11 protein-coding genes are annotated in these 13,673 nt (G+C 64.1%); 7 read left to right on the top strand and 4 right to left on the bottom strand.

The features are described 5' to 3' along the window. Positions 1 to 764 precede the first annotated feature (764 nt). Positions 765 to 1,871 (bottom strand): agmatine deiminase, encoded by a 1,107-nt coding sequence (gene aguA, locus FEM01_RS16185; RefSeq protein ID WP_138220497.1) that lies wholly within the window; start codon positions 1,869 to 1,871, stop codon positions 765 to 767. Between the two features lie 200 nt (positions 1,872 to 2,071). Next, a complete protein-coding gene (locus FEM01_RS16190; protein WP_138220498.1) occupies positions 2,072 to 4,972 on the bottom strand; it encodes an aminotransferase in 2,901 nt (966 codons plus the stop codon). A gap of 137 nt (positions 4,973 to 5,109) precedes the next feature. Here FEM01_RS16190 and rfbB point away from each other — a divergent pair, with 137 nt between their 5' ends. The 7 genes from rfbB to FEM01_RS16225 are packed head-to-tail and all read left to right on the top strand — an operon-like array spanning position 5,110 to position 12,181. Next, positions 5,110 to 6,192 (top strand): dTDP-glucose 4,6-dehydratase, encoded by a 1,083-nt coding sequence (rfbB, locus tag FEM01_RS16195; RefSeq protein ID WP_138220499.1) that lies wholly within the window; start codon positions 5,110 to 5,112, stop codon positions 6,190 to 6,192. Beyond that, positions 6,189 to 7,064 (top strand): glucose-1-phosphate thymidylyltransferase RfbA, encoded by an 876-nt coding sequence (gene rfbA, locus FEM01_RS16200; RefSeq protein WP_138220500.1) that lies wholly within the window; start codon positions 6,189 to 6,191, stop codon positions 7,062 to 7,064. Before rfbB ends, rfbA begins: the two co-directional genes overlap by 4 nt. Further along, positions 7,061 to 7,609 carry a dTDP-4-dehydrorhamnose 3,5-epimerase gene (gene rfbC, locus FEM01_RS16205; protein WP_138220501.1) on the top strand — a complete coding sequence of 183 codons (549 nt, stop codon included), beginning with the start codon at positions 7,061 to 7,063 and terminating at the stop codon, positions 7,607 to 7,609. Before rfbA ends, rfbC begins: the two co-directional genes overlap by 4 nt. Further along, positions 7,606 to 8,466: a dTDP-4-dehydrorhamnose reductase gene (gene rfbD / locus FEM01_RS16210; RefSeq protein ID WP_138220502.1), complete on the top strand. Its 861-nt coding sequence runs from the start codon at positions 7,606 to 7,608 to the stop codon at positions 8,464 to 8,466. Before rfbC ends, rfbD begins: the two co-directional genes overlap by 4 nt. Positions 8,467 to 8,505: 39 nt before the next feature. Then, positions 8,506 to 10,320 (top strand): sensor histidine kinase, encoded by a 1,815-nt coding sequence (locus tag FEM01_RS16215; RefSeq protein ID WP_138220503.1) that lies wholly within the window; start codon positions 8,506 to 8,508, stop codon positions 10,318 to 10,320. Then, positions 10,317 to 11,729 carry a sigma-54-dependent transcriptional regulator gene (locus FEM01_RS16220; protein ID WP_138220504.1) on the top strand — a complete coding sequence of 471 codons (1,413 nt, stop codon included), beginning with the start codon at positions 10,317 to 10,319 and terminating at the stop codon, positions 11,727 to 11,729. The genes FEM01_RS16215 and FEM01_RS16220 overlap by 4 nt, the downstream gene beginning before the upstream one ends. Beyond that, on the top strand, positions 11,726 to 12,181 hold the full coding sequence (locus FEM01_RS16225; protein WP_138220505.1) for a YiiD C-terminal domain-containing protein: 456 nt from the start codon (positions 11,726 to 11,728) through the stop codon (positions 12,179 to 12,181). Before FEM01_RS16220 ends, FEM01_RS16225 begins: the two co-directional genes overlap by 4 nt. 68 nt (positions 12,182 to 12,249) lie before the next feature. Here FEM01_RS16225 and cysQ read toward each other — a convergent pair whose 3' ends face one another. Both cysQ and nudE read right to left on the bottom strand, forming a co-directional pair. Further along, positions 12,250 to 13,089 (bottom strand): 3'(2'),5'-bisphosphate nucleotidase CysQ, encoded by an 840-nt coding sequence (cysQ, locus tag FEM01_RS16230; RefSeq protein WP_138220506.1) that lies wholly within the window; start codon positions 13,087 to 13,089, stop codon positions 12,250 to 12,252. Continuing rightward, positions 13,086 to 13,652, bottom strand: a complete 567-nt coding sequence (gene nudE, locus FEM01_RS16235; RefSeq protein WP_138220507.1) for an ADP compounds hydrolase NudE — start codon at positions 13,650 to 13,652, stop codon at positions 13,086 to 13,088. The genes cysQ and nudE overlap by 4 nt, the downstream gene beginning before the upstream one ends. Positions 13,653 to 13,673: the final 21 nt, after the last annotated feature.

Raw genomic sequence — 13,673 nt, forward strand, 5'->3', positions numbered from 1 at the left:
GACGCTATGCGGATCCGGGCTGCAGGGCCGCAGACTGTCTGTGACGGGCCTTACAGCCGCATGGCCAGGTCATGGCCAGCAGGCGCGAAGGCCGAATCCTATCCGCGCGTGATCATTCATGTCAAAAAATCGTGAAATGCAGGTTGATATAACCAAAAACGAGGGGCATCGCAGTGCAATTCAACCTGTGAGTGCCGGGAGTCAGCGCAATTTTTCTCTTTCGCGTTTCTCGGAAAAAACCGCACAACGATCATAGACACCTGACAGATCCCATCAGGCAGGCGGTATAGGGAAGTACCGCGAACAGGGCGGCCAGAGGCCGCAAACGAAAACGCCACCGCAGATGCGGTGGCGCTTTTCATGACAACGACGGTGTCCCGGTCAGTGCCACACAGCCAGCAGAGCTTCAAGCTCGGCATCGCTGATCAGGCCTTGGGGGTATCGCCCGTTGAGCAGACGTCGTGGGTCGGTCGTCCTGACCCGGATGCTTCCATGATGTTTCAGCCACTGCGCCAAAACGTCGAGCGATTCTTGGTTCACCGCGGAGGGGGGGGTCGCCGACTCACTTGCTGCATTCATTTCCACACGCACTCCCTAGGCCCGTGAGCGGCTAACTTACGTAAGGTTTGTTACAGAACGGCGTAGACCTATCCCTCTGAAACACAATGAAAAAACAATACAAGAGATGTGCCACCTCGCGCGTCAGCCGTCGTCGCCCACAAAAAAGCCCGTCACAAGGACGGGCTGCTCAGCTATTTAAGGGCTTAACGCGTGATCGGCGCCGGTTGCTGCTGCGTCAGGCAATGAATGTTGCCGCCACCGAGCAACAGTTCACGCCCCGGAATCATCACCACCTCATGATCCGGGAAAACCTTCGCCAGGATCGCTCTGGCCTCTGCGTCTGCTGGGTCGTCGAAGCTCGGCGCGATGATCCCGCCATTGACGATCAGGAAGTTGACGTAGGAGCCCGCCAGACGCACCGAGGGGTCGCGCGCCTGGCTGCCGACCACGTGGTCGACACCGGCACATTCGGCTTCGGTCGCGAACAGAGGGCCCGGAATCGGCATCTTGTGCACCACGAACTCGCGGCCCTTGGCGTCCCGGCTGTTTTTCAGCACTTCGTACGCAGCATGGCAGCGTGCGTAGTTGGGGTCGTTGGAATCATCGGTCCAGGCCAGTAACACTTCTCCAGGGCTCACGTAACAGCAGAAGTTGTCGACGTGACCGTCGGTTTCGTCGTTGTACAAGCCATCGGGCAGCCAGACGATGGTTTCCACCGCCAGGTGCTCGCGCAGCACATCCTCGATCTGCTCGCGGGTCAGGTGCGGGTTGCGGTTGCGGTTGAGCAAGCACTCTTCGGTGGTGATCAGCGTGCCTTCGCCGTCGACGTGGATCGAGCCACCCTCCAGGACGAAGCCTTCGGTCTGGTAGCGCGGCACGCGTTCCATTTCCATGACCTTGGCGGCCAGCTCTGCGTCACGGTTCCACGGTGCGTAGAGGCCTCCGTCGAAACCGCCCCAGGCGTTGAAGCCCCAGTCCACGCCACGCACTTCGCCGTGGTCGTTGATCACGAAGGTCGGGCCGGTGTCGCGCACCCACGCGTCATCGCTGCTGATCTCGACCACACGGATGTTCGGTAGGTCGAGCTGACGACGGGCATTCTCGTATTGGCCAGCCGACACCGCCACGGTGACCGGCTCGAAGCGCGCGATTGCCTTGGCCAGGGTCACATGGGCGGCCTGCGCCGGCTTGCCACCCAAGCGCCAGTTGTCCGGGCGCTCAGGCCAGACCATCCACACTTGGGTCTGGGGCGCCCATTCGGCCGGCATGTGGAAGCCATCGGCGCGCGGGGTCGAGTGGAGGGTCTTCATGGGTAACCTCTGCAAAGGCCCGGGGCCAGCGGCGCCAGGTCGTTGAACGAATGGGGGCAGGCCCGCCAGTATAGGTGGCGTGGCGTTGACATGATATTACAATCGATAAATATCGACTTTAAACCCGTAATAGAAAAATATTTGCTTATAAAAAAGCCGAGATATCGATAACAATCGATATCTCGGCTTCATACGCTAGGTCAAAGCCCTTCTGCCAGGATCCGCTCCACACTGTCGACGAAGTAGTCCACGCTGGCCCGCGTGGTGCACATCGGCGGTTTGATCTTGAGGATGTTCAGGTAATCACCCGTCGGCTGCATGAAAATACCCAGCTCACGCAGGCGGTTGCACAGCGCGGTGGTTTCCTCGGTGGCAGGCTCCAGGGTCTGCCGGTCGCGCACCAGTTCCAGGCCAAGGTAGAAACCCGAACCATGCGCGGCACCCGCCAACGGATAGGTATCGACCAGCGCTTGCAGGCGCGCCTTGAAATAGCGTCCCACGTCGCGGGCGTTGTCCCACAGTCCTTCGTCGCGCATCACATCCAGCACCGCCATACCGATTCGGCAGCTCACCGGGCTGCCGCCGGCCGACGAGAAGAAGTAGCCCTCGGCCTCCAGTGCCTCGGCGATCTCGCGGCGGGTAATCACCGCGCCCAAGGGCTGGCCGTTGCCCATGCCCTTGGCCATGGTAATGATGTCAGGCACTACGCCCTGCTCTTCGAAACCCCAGAAATACTCACCCAGACGTCCATAGCCCACCTGCACTTCATCGGCGATGCACACGCCGCCGCGTTCACGCACCTTGGCGTACGCCTGGCGCAGGTAGCCGGCCGGCAACGAAATGCCACCGGCATTGCCATACACCGGCTCGCAGATCATGCCAGCCAACTGACGGCCACGGGCATCGAGGTCGGCCAGCTTGGCGTCGACATCGCGCAAGTAGTCCGCGGCGCTCTCGGCGCCCCGGAATCGACCACGGAAGGTGTTCGGCGCCTCCACCGGGTGCACCCAGTCCGGGCGCGTCTCCAAGGCCTGGGGGTTGTCGGCGATGGAGGTGGAGATCGCATCAGTGGCCACCGACCAACCGTGATAGGCCTCCAGCACGCTGAGCAGGTCACGTCCGCCGCTGTAGGCCCACGCCAGGCGGATCGCCAGGTCATTGGCCTCAGTGCCACTGTTTACCAGGAACACGCGGTCGAAACCGTCTGGCGCGACCTCCAGCAGGCGCTCGGAGAACTCGGCGATGGCGGCATAGTGAAAGCGCGAGTTGGTGTTGAGCAACGACCACTGGCGCGCAGACTCAGCAACCATGCGTGGATGACCGTGACCGAGTACGGCCACGTTGTTGAGCATGTCCAAGTATGAACGTCCCTGCATGTCGATCAGGTAGTTACGCCAACCGCGCTCGATATGCGGTGGCTGGGCGTAATAGTGCTTCTGCGAACGAGCAAAGCTTGCCTCGCGACGCGCCAGCAAGGCTTGTGCATCGGCCAGCGGCTCAGCATCGCAATCAAACCCCAGCAACGGCGCGGGCGATGGGCACAGCGCCAGCCACGCCTGGGCATGCGACGGTTTGGCGAAGAACGGCGGCCGTGCATCGGCGCTCAGGCATAGCTGCACGCGCAGCAAGCCACAGGCAGCGCCCAGGGCTTGACCAGGCGCGAGCGCCTGATCATCGGCCGGCGCCTCTTCCAGACCATCGAGCCACAGGCTCCAGGACGCGGTGCGCAGGCAGCCGCGCCGATCATCCACACGCTGCCAGACCCCGGCCTGCGGCGCCTGCAAACGCGTGCCGGGCAGCAGTTGCAGTTCGACGCCCAAGGCGCAGGTGGCGGGCTCTTCGGGACGATCGATATGGGTCTGCGACAGACGATACTGAGCATACAGGCTGCTGGACGGAGCCGGCTGTGCGGCCAGCTGGCGTTGGTCGAAGCCCGGTTGCTCCCAGTTGCCGGCCTCGCACAGCGGGCTGAGTACGCCAAGGTCGACGCGCCTGACAGGCTGCCCCAGCAGCGTCGGCAACAACGGTTGGCAAGCGCTGAAATCGGCTTGCGCCGGTGTCTGGCCCGCCGCCTGAAGGATCGCCGTCTCCATCAGTGCGGCGGGCACCGCGCAGGCGGTGTCGAAAATGTCCCACTCATGCGCGAGGTTGTCGCGGGTGTACTGATTGTGCGGGTCGATCGCCAGTTGCTGCTCGCTGCTGAGCACCAACACCGCCGCGCGCAGTTGCACCAGCGGCCAGAGCGCGAGCAGTTCGGCTTCGTGCAACGGGTTGACGGCCTGGTATGCCGCGACCGTCGGCAGGATCCGCAGTGGATCGCCTTCGGCATGGTGCAGCAAGGCCGAGCAGGTGACGGAGAGATCGGCGATGCGCCAGGTACGTACCAGATCACCGAAGTCGATCACCCCACGCACCTGCCACTCGCGTTGGGCATCGCGTGCCCAAACCACGTTGTCATCGGTGATATCCAGGTGCACCGCCTGGCTGGGCAGCGCTGCGATCAACGGCTCCAGACGCTGCGCGGCTTGCTCGGCGAGCCGCGTGACCTGCTGCTGGCGCGTAGGGTCGCGCAGCACCGGCAGCAAGTGCTGGACCAGCGCCAACGCGTGCCGTGGATCCCATTGCAGGGTGCGCTCCAGGCCCGGGTGATCGAAACCTGACAGCGCTTTGCCGATGCGTGCGCACAATGCGCCGAACTCGGCCATCACCGCCGTCGGCATATGCCCCAGGCGGGTCAGCGGCTCGCCTTCGATGTAGTCGAGCAGGCGAATCCGCAGAGGCTGGCCGTCGATCTCCAGCGCCAGCAGGGCAGCGCCATCGCGTGCAGGGCGCACGGCCGGAGCCGGCACTGCACGCTCGCGCAGGTAGGCCAACGCCGCATGCTGGGCCTGAAGTTCGACCTCGGCATAACTGCCGTGGCAGGCCTTGAGCACATAGCGCCCCTGTTCACTGTCGACCAGGAAGTTCAGGTCCTGCTGGCTGCCCAGCGCCTGCAAACGCCCTTGCAAATCGTAATGCGATCGCAGCAAGGCATGGGCCTGAGCTTCGCCGAGCGAAGGACGGGGCTGGCTGGAGCGCTGGATCAGGGTACTTAGGGGCATTGCAGGGGACCTCGGTTTTTTTGCTTATATCGCCATTACTGCGGCCGATAAACAAGTACCCTGCCGTGCTGACAGGCGTTGACCCCTGTCGGCAAGCTACGCTATAGCGATCACTTCTTTCGTAAAGGCACCCGCACATGCGCATTCTCGTTACCGGCGGCGCCGGATTCATCGGCTCTGCGGTGGTCCGTCACGTCATCGAAAATACCGAGCATGAGGTCCTCAACCTCGACAAACTGACCTACGCGGGCAACCTGCAGTCGCTGCTGCCTATCGCCAGCAACAACCGCTATGAATTCGTACAAGCCGACATCGCCGATCAGTCAGTGGTCAGTGCCGTGCTGCAACGTTTCCAGCCCGACGCGATCATGCACCTGGCCGCCGAGTCCCATGTAGACCGCTCCATCGACGGCCCGGCAGCGTTCATCCAGACCAACATCGTCGGCACCTATGCGCTGCTCGAGAGTACCCGTCAGTGGTGGAGCGCGTTGCCGCCAGAGCGGCGCGAGGCTTTCCGCTTCCATCACATTTCGACCGACGAGGTCTACGGCGACCTGCACGGTGTCGACGACTTGTTCACCGAAACCACTCCTTACGCCCCCAGCTCGCCCTATTCGGCCAGCAAAGCGGCCTCTGACCACCTGGTCCGCGCCTGGCATCGTACCTATGGCCTGCCGGTGCTGATCACCAACTGCTCGAACAACTACGGCCCCTACCACTTCCCAGAGAAGCTCATCCCGCTGATGATCCTCAACGCCCTGGCCGGCAAGCCGCTGCCCGTCTACGGCAATGGCCAGCAAGTGCGTGACTGGCTGTACGTAGAGGACCACGCCCGCGCCCTGCTCAAGGTGGTCAGCGAAGGCAAGGTCGGCGAGACATACAACATCGGCGGCCACAACGAGCAGAAAAACCTCGATGTGGTGCATACGCTGTGCGAACTGCTCGAAGAGCTGGCCCCTGCTCACCCGCCAGGCGTCGTGCACTACCGCGACCTGATCACCTATGTGCAGGACCGGCCCGGGCATGACCTGCGATACGCTATCGATGCCAGCAAGATCGAGCGCGAGTTGGGCTGGACGCCCCATGAAACTTTCTTCACAGGACTGCGCAAGACCGTCGAGTGGTACCTGGCCAATCTAGACTGGTGCAAGCACGTCCAGGATGGCAGCTACCAGGGCGAACGGCTGGGCAACTCCGACTTCAAGGACCTGATTGCATGACAAAAGGTATCGTTCTGGCCGGCGGCTCCGGCACCCGGCTGCACCCGATCACCCTCGGGGTCTCCAAGCAACTGCTGCCGATCTACGACAAGCCGATGATCTACTACCCGATCTCGGTGCTGATGCTGGCCGGCATCCGCGACATCCTGCTGATTTCCACCCCCCAGGACCTGCCGCAGTATCGCCAGCTGTTCGGCGACGGTAGCCAGTTTGGTATCCGCGTCAGCTATGCCGAGCAGCCGTCGCCTGATGGCTTGGCGCAAGCGTTCCTGATCGGTGAAGCGTTCATCGGCGATGACGACGTGTGCCTAATACTGGGCGACAACATCTTCCACGGCCAAGGTTTTACCGAGCAATTGCAACGCGCCGCCAGACAGCCAAGCGGCGCCACGGTGTTTGGCTACTGGGTCAAGGATCCTGAGCGCTTTGGGGTGATCGAATACGACGCCGAGGGCCGCGCACTGTCGATCGAGGAGAAACCGCAAGTGCCGAAGTCCAGTTATGCCGTGACCGGTCTGTACTTCTACGACAACGACGTGGTGCAAATCGCCAAGGGAATCCGCCCTTCGGCACGCGGCGAACTGGAAATCACCGACGTCAACAATGCCTACCTCAAGCGTGGCGACCTACGTGTCGAACGTTTTGGCCGTGGCTTCGCCTGGCTCGACACTGGCACCCACGAGAGCTTGCTGGAAGCCTCGCAATACGTGCAAACGATCGAGAACCGCCAGGGGCTGAAAGTCGCCTGCCTGGAAGAGATCGCGTTCCAGAAGGGCTGGATCGATCGCGCTAGCCTGTTGGCCAAGGCCGAGGGACTGAAAAAGACAGGATACGGCCAATATTTGCGCAAGTTGGCTGAAGAGACTCCATGAACATCGTAAGCACCGCTATTCCCGACGTACTGATCATCGAACCCAAAGTGTTCGGCGACAGCCGTGGGTTCTTCTACGAAAGCTTCAATGCACGTGCATTCGCCGAACACACCGACGTGAAAGTCGAGTTCGTCCAGGACAACCACTCGCGCTCGCAGCGCGGGGTGTTGCGCGGCCTGCACTACCAATTGCAAAACCCGCAAGGCAAGTTGGTGCGCGTGGTGCAAGGTGAAGTGCTGGACGTGGCCGTGGACATTCGCCGCCACTCACCGACGTTCGGTCAGTGGGTGGCCGAGCGCCTGTCCGCCGACAACCATCGCCAACTGTGGATCCCCGCCGGGTTCGCCCACGGTTTCGTGGTGCTCAGCGAGTCGGCCGAGTTCCTCTACAAAACCACCGACTACTACAACCCCACGGCGGAGCGCAGCATTCGCTGGGACGACCCGCAACTGGCCATCGACTGGCAACTGGGCGGGCTGCAACCGCAACTGTCAGCCAAGGACCAGGCCGCCGTGCTGCTCGCCGACGCGGAGCTGTTCCCATGAGAATCCTGGTCTGCGGCCATCACGGCCAGCTCGCCCAGGCCCTGGGCGGCGGGCTCTCGGGGCTAGGTGAAGTGCTGCTGCACGGCCGCGAGCAACTGGACCTAGCGCAACCGGAGCGGTTGCGCAGCCCCCTGCGCGACCTGGCCCCGGACCTGATCATCAACGCCGCCGCCTATACCGCAGTGGATCAGGCCGAAAGCGAACCCGCGCAGGCCTTCGCGGTGAATGCCGAGGCCCCTCGGGTCCTCGCCGAAGAGGCTGCGCGGCTGGGCGTGCCGCTGATCCACTACTCCACCGACTACGTGTTCGACGGCGCCAAAGGCGCGCCTTACGTCGAAGACGACACGCCCAATCCGCTGGGAGTCTATGGCCAGAGCAAGCTGGCCGGCGAACAGGCGATCCGGGGCGTGGCCGGCGAGCACTTGATCCTGCGTACCAGCTGGGTCTATTCGCGGTACGGACGCAACTTCCTGCTGACCATGCAGCGCCTGCTGCAAGAGCGTGCGCAACTGCGCGTGGTGAATGACCAGATCGGCGCGCCGACCTGGGCTGGCACCCTCGCCACCAGCACCCGCGCGCTGGTGCAACGTTGGCAGGCCGGCGATCCGGGCGAATGGGGCACCTACCATCTGTGTGCGCAAGGCCAGACCTCCTGGTTCGGCTTCGCCCAGGCCATCGGCGAGCAACTCAAGGCCCGCGGCCTGCCCTGCGCGGAACTACTGCCAATCCCCTCCAGCGACTACCCGACCCCAGCCCGGCGCCCACTCGACTCACGCCTGGACTGCGCCAAGCTGGCCCGGCACTGGCAAGTCAGCCAGCCGCACTGGCAACAGGCGCTGATCGACTGCCTCAAGTAGCGCATAATTGCGCCAGACTTTTCTGGCGCAGCCTACGCGATGATCCCAAAACCAACGCCTCCCCGCCGTCCCCGCTGGCGCAGCCTCGCGCTGCTGGCCCTGTGCCTGGCCCCGCTACTGTGGCCCCTGCACCATCTGGCCGAGCGCTACTACCAGGACGAACTGGCCTCGCAGAACCGCCAGACTCTCGACCTCTACGTCGCCAACCTGCTGGGCACGCTGCACCGCTACGAGACACTGCCGCAGATTCTCGGCGACCTACCGGCCCTACGTGGCGCCCTGGCCGATCCGTTCAAGCTCGAAGCGGTGACCAACGCCAACCGTCTGCTCAAGGACATCACCCACCAGACCGGTGCCGAAGTGATGTACCTGATGGACGTCAGCGGCAACACCCTGGCGGCCTCGAACTGGGACAAGCAAGACAGCTTCGTCGGTCGCAACTTCGCCTTCCGCCCGTACTTCAACGAAGCCATGGCCGGCCATCTGGGGCGTTTCTTCGGCCAGGGCACCACCTCGGCCAAGCGCGGCTATTTCTTCGCTGCCGCAGTGCGCGACCGCGAGCGGGTGATTGGCGTTCTGGTGGTCAAGGTCGACCTGGACCATACCGAAACCCTCTGGGGGCGCACCCCCGAGCAACTGCTGCTGACCGACCAGAACGGCGTGGTAGTGCTCACCTCACGCCCGGACTGGCGATTCCGCGCCACCCGCGCGCTGACCGAAGCCGAGCGCCAGGCAATCATTGCCATCCAGCCCTACCCGACCCAAGCCCCGCAACCGCTGAGCCTCCCCCCTGATGCGTGGATCTCGCAGACCCGCGACATCAAGGAGACCGGCTGGCAGGTGAGTATCCTTGCCCCGCGCATCCTGGTGGACCGCTCGGTGCAGACGGTCATGGCCATCGGTGCTGGCGCGCTCCTGGTCAGCATGCTGCTGGCAGGCCTGGTGATGCAGCGCAGGCGCCACTACATCGACCGTATCGACTTCGAAGCACGCGCCCGACACGAGCTGGAAAAGCGCGTGATCGAGCGTACCGCCGACCTCGAAGGCCTCAACACACGCCTCAAGAGCGCCGTGCTGGAGCGCGAGAATGCCCAGCAGGAGCTGGTACGTGCCCAAGACGAGTTGGTCCAGGCCGGCAAGCTGTCGGTGCTGGGCACCATGTCGGCAAGCATCAGCCACGAACTCAACCAGCCACTGGCGGCGATCCGCAGCTACGCCGAGAACGCCGAGATCCTACTCGACCATCAGCGGACCGAGGATGTGCGCGGCAACCTCAAGCTGATCGGTGAACTGACCGGTCGCATGGCCTCGATCATTGCCCATCTGCGCGCCTTCGCCCGCCGCGACCGGCATGCACCGGAAAGCGTCGCCCTGCAGCCAGCGCTGGAAGATGCCCTGGCACTGCTGGCCAAGCGCCGTCGGGCGATGGCGGTGGAGTTGGTCCGCGACCTGCCCGAAGCCACCCTATGGGTCCAGGCCGGCGAAACGCGGCTACGCCAGGTGCTGGGCAACCTGCTGGCCAATGCCCTCGATGCGCTCACCGAGAAAGCCAACCCACGCAAGCTGTGGCTCAGTGCCGAACGCCACGAAGACTGCGTCTACCTGTACATACGCGACAACGGCCCAGGTTTCAGTCGCCAGGCCCTCGAGCATGCCAAAGAGCCATTTTTCACCACCAAGACCCGCACCCAGGGCTTGGGCCTCGGGCTGGCCATCTGCGAAAGCCTGATGCGCGCCTTGGGCGGTGAGCTGCTGCTGGCCAACCACCCGGAAGGCGGCGCCCTATTGACCCTGCAACTGCGCGTGGCCAAGCCCGGTGCCAACCTGCAATCTTCGGAGGACACCTCGGCATGACAACCGAGACACAGATCGACAGCCGCGCCCAGGTGATCCTGGTCGATGACGACCCGCACCTGCGCCAGGCCCTGAGCCAGACCCTGGACCTGGCTGGCCTCAAGGTAGTGACGCTGGCCGACGCCCAGGGCCTGGCCGAACGCATCGAGAGCGATTGGCCAGGCGTGGTGGTCAGCGATATCCGCATGCCCGGTATCGATGGCCTGCAATTGCTCGAACAACTGCACGCCCGCGACAACGAGTTGCCGGTGCTGCTGATCACCGGTCACGGCGACGTGCCGCTGGCGGTGCAGGCGATGCGCGCCGGTGCCTACGATTTCCTGGAAAAACCCTTCGCCACCGACGCCTTGCTCGACAGCGTGCGCCGCGCCCTGGCCTTGCGCCGCCTGGTGCTGGACAACCGCAGCTTGCGCCTGGCCCTGAGCGACCGCCAGCAACTGTCGACCCGGCTGGTGGGCCAGTCGCCATCGATGCAGCGCCTGCGCGAGCAGATCGGTGCCCTGGCCGGTACCCGCGCCGATGTGCTGATCCTGGGCGAAACCGGCGCCGGCAAGGAAGTGGTGGCCCGCGCACTGCACGATTTGTCGAGCCGACGCGACGGCCCGTTCGTGGCAATCAATGCTGGCGCCCTGGCAGAGTCGGTGGTCGAAAGCGAGCTGTTCGGGCATGAGCCGGGGGCCTTCACCGGGGCGCAGAAACGCCGCATCGGCAAGTTCGAGTTCGCCAATGGCGGCACCTTGTTCCTCGACGAAATTGAGAGCATGAGCCTGGACGTGCAGGTCAAGCTGCTGCGCCTGTTGCAGGAACGCGTGGTCGAGCGCCTGGGTGGCAATCAGCTGATCCCGCTGGATATCCGCATTGTCGCCGCGACCAAGGAAGACCTGCGCCAGGCCGCCGATCAAGGGCGCTTCCGTGCCGACCTCTACTACCGCCTGAACGTGGCTCCGCTGCGTATTCCGGCCCTGCGCGAGCGCGGCGACGACATTCTGGTGCTGTTCCAGCACTTCGCTGACGCCGCCAGCCAGCGCCACTGCCTGCCCCCCCACAGCCTGCAACCGGCCCAACGCGCGATGCTGATGCGCCACGCCTGGCCGGGCAACGTGCGGGAACTGCAAAATGCCGCCGAGCGCTTCGCCCTGGGCCTGGAACTGGCCCTGGATGGCCAGGCGCCAGCAGCCAGCGTCGAAGTCTCCACGCCGATCTCTAGCGGTAACCTCAGCGAACAAGTCGAACGTTTCGAGCGCTCGCTGATCGCCGCCGAGTTGGCCCAGCCGCATGGCTCGATGCGCAGCCTGGCCGAAGCGCTGGGCATCCCACGCAAGACCTTGCACGACAAGCTACGCAAGCACGGCCTGAGCTTCGACGGCGCCAGCGGCGGGCATGATGACCACGAGGAGCCGCGCCCATGAGCCGCGACAGCCAATACCTGCAATCGGTGCTGCACCACGACATTCCCCTGACCCGCGAGATGGGCCTGCAAGTACTCGACTGGCACGACCAGTGCCTGCGCCTGCAACTGCCGCTGGCACCCAACGTCAACCACAAGTGCACCATGTTCGGTGGCAGCCTGTATTGTGGCGCGGTGCTGGTGGGTTGGGGCTGGCTGCACCTGCGCCTGCGCGAGCTGGGGATCGATGACGGGCATATCGTCATTCAGGAGGGGCAGATCAGCTACCCGCTGCCAGTCACCGGCACCGCAGTAGCACGCTGCCCGGCACCGGACCAGAACGCCTGGGAACGGTTCCTGGCGATGTACCAGCGCCGTGGTCGGGCGCGACTGACACTGGAAACGCTGGTGAGTAACGAAGGCAGTGACCAGGCGGCGGTGAAGTTCATCGGGCAGTACGTGCTGCACCGCTGAGCAAGGCAGTGCCGCCGCTGCCAGCCACCGCGTTGGGTGCTTCGCTGCTCAAGCTGTTTCTACAGGCATCACGCCCTGTCGCACATCCGCACGCTGAGCGCCACCAATGCCTGCCGCCAAGCGGCCGCTGCGGGCAGCGCCAGGAAGAACGGATTGAGCAACGATTCGCGCGGTGGATAACGAAACGCCTGGCCATCCAGGCCGATCACTTCGCCGCCGGCCCCTTCCAGCACCCCTTGTGCCGCCGCGGTGTCCCACTGCGACGTCGGCGCCAAGCGCGGATAGCAATCGGCGGCCCCTTCAGCCAACCAGCAGAACTTCAGCGAACTGCCGATATTGGCCAGTTCCAGTTCGCCCACTGCACCACTCAACCCCTCCAGCAAGGCTTCTTGCTGTGGGCTGGAATGGCGACGGCTGGCAACCACGGTGAAGCGCTCACCGCTGGGGGGCACATTACGCACCTGGATCGGCTGCATACCCGCATCGCGCTCGGCACGCCAGGCCCCAAGCGTACGGCCGCCGAAGTAGCAGCGCCCGTTGGTGGGCATCGCCACCACACCAAACACCACCTCGCCGCGCTCGACCAGCGCGATATTCACGGTGAACTCCTCGCTCCCCGCGATGAACTCCTTGGTGCCGTCCAGTGGGTCGACCAACCACCAGCGTTGCCAACCCTCGCGCACGCTGAGCGGGATATCGCAATCCTCCTCCGACAGCACTGGAATCTGCGGCGCCATGGCCTGCAACCCGTCGGCGATAACGCGGTGGGCAGCCAGATCGGCGGCGGTCACCGGCGACTCGTCGGCCTTGTTGGTCACCGCCACGTCGGCGCGCCAGAACGGCAGGATCGCATCGCCCGCCGATTGGGCAAGCTTCACCACTTCGTGCATCAGTTGCAGATCATTCATACGCTCAACACCCCACGCAGGATCAGTAAGTCGCGGGCCAGGTACAACGCCGCCAATGCCCGGCCTTCGCTGAACTGCGGGTGCATGGCCAGGGCAGACAGCTCGCGCAGGTTGACCTTGTCGACGCGCATCGGCTCAGGCTCGTCACCCTCCAGGCGCGCTTCGTACAAGTCGGTGGCCAACACCACCTGGATCTTCTGGCTCATGTAACCAGGCGACAGCGACAGCTCGGTCAGGTGCTCCAGCTGACGCGCACCGAAACCGGCCTCTTCCTTGAGTTCGCGATCGGCAGCGGCCAATACGTCCTCGCCCGGCTCGATCAAGCCCTTGGGCAGCGACAGTTCATAGGCGTCTGTACCCCCGCAATACTCCTCGACCAGCACCGCATGCTCGGCATCGAGCATCGCCACCACCATCACCGCGCCATAACCGGTGCCACTACCGACCAAGCGCTCGTAGGTGCGCTCGTTGCCATTGGCAAAGCGCAACTGCACGGCCTCGACCCGGAACAGGCGACTGCTGGCGACGATCTCTCGACTGAGGACGGTGGGTTTCTGGCGCATGGGACAGCTCCTTGGCGTGAA

It is taken from the genome of Pseudomonas mosselii (genome assembly GCF_005796105.1).
In the GTDB taxonomy this organism is placed as follows: Bacteria; Pseudomonadota; Gammaproteobacteria; order Pseudomonadales; family Pseudomonadaceae; genus Aquipseudomonas; species Aquipseudomonas mosselii_C.

What these genes read in the sequence shown, in the direction of transcription:
- rfbB (WP_138220499.1), top strand. Translation starts at nt 5,110, where the DNA reads ATGCGCATTCTCGTTACCGGCGGCGCCGGATTCATCGGCTCTGCGGTG.
- rfbC (WP_138220501.1), top strand. Translation starts at nt 7,061, where the DNA reads ATGAACATCGTAAGCACCGCTATTCCCGACGTACTGATCATCGAACCC.
- FEM01_RS16220 (WP_138220504.1), top strand. Translation starts at nt 10,317, where the DNA reads ATGACAACCGAGACACAGATCGACAGCCGCGCCCAGGTGATCCTGGTC.
- rfbA (WP_138220500.1), top strand. Translation starts at nt 6,189, where the DNA reads ATGACAAAAGGTATCGTTCTGGCCGGCGGCTCCGGCACCCGGCTGCAC.
- FEM01_RS16215 (WP_138220503.1), top strand. Translation starts at nt 8,506, where the DNA reads ATGATCCCAAAACCAACGCCTCCCCGCCGTCCCCGCTGGCGCAGCCTC.
- aguA (WP_138220497.1), bottom strand. Translation starts at nt 1,871, where the DNA reads ATGAAGACCCTCCACTCGACCCCGCGCGCCGATGGCTTCCACATGCCG.
- FEM01_RS16190 (WP_138220498.1), bottom strand. Translation starts at nt 4,972, where the DNA reads ATGCCCCTAAGTACCCTGATCCAGCGCTCCAGCCAGCCCCGTCCTTCG.
- FEM01_RS16225 (WP_138220505.1), top strand. Translation starts at nt 11,726, where the DNA reads ATGAGCCGCGACAGCCAATACCTGCAATCGGTGCTGCACCACGACATT.
- nudE (WP_138220507.1), bottom strand. Translation starts at nt 13,652, where the DNA reads ATGCGCCAGAAACCCACCGTCCTCAGTCGAGAGATCGTCGCCAGCAGT.
- rfbD (WP_138220502.1), top strand. Translation starts at nt 7,606, where the DNA reads ATGAGAATCCTGGTCTGCGGCCATCACGGCCAGCTCGCCCAGGCCCTG.
- cysQ (WP_138220506.1), bottom strand. Translation starts at nt 13,089, where the DNA reads ATGAATGATCTGCAACTGATGCACGAAGTGGTGAAGCTTGCCCAATCG.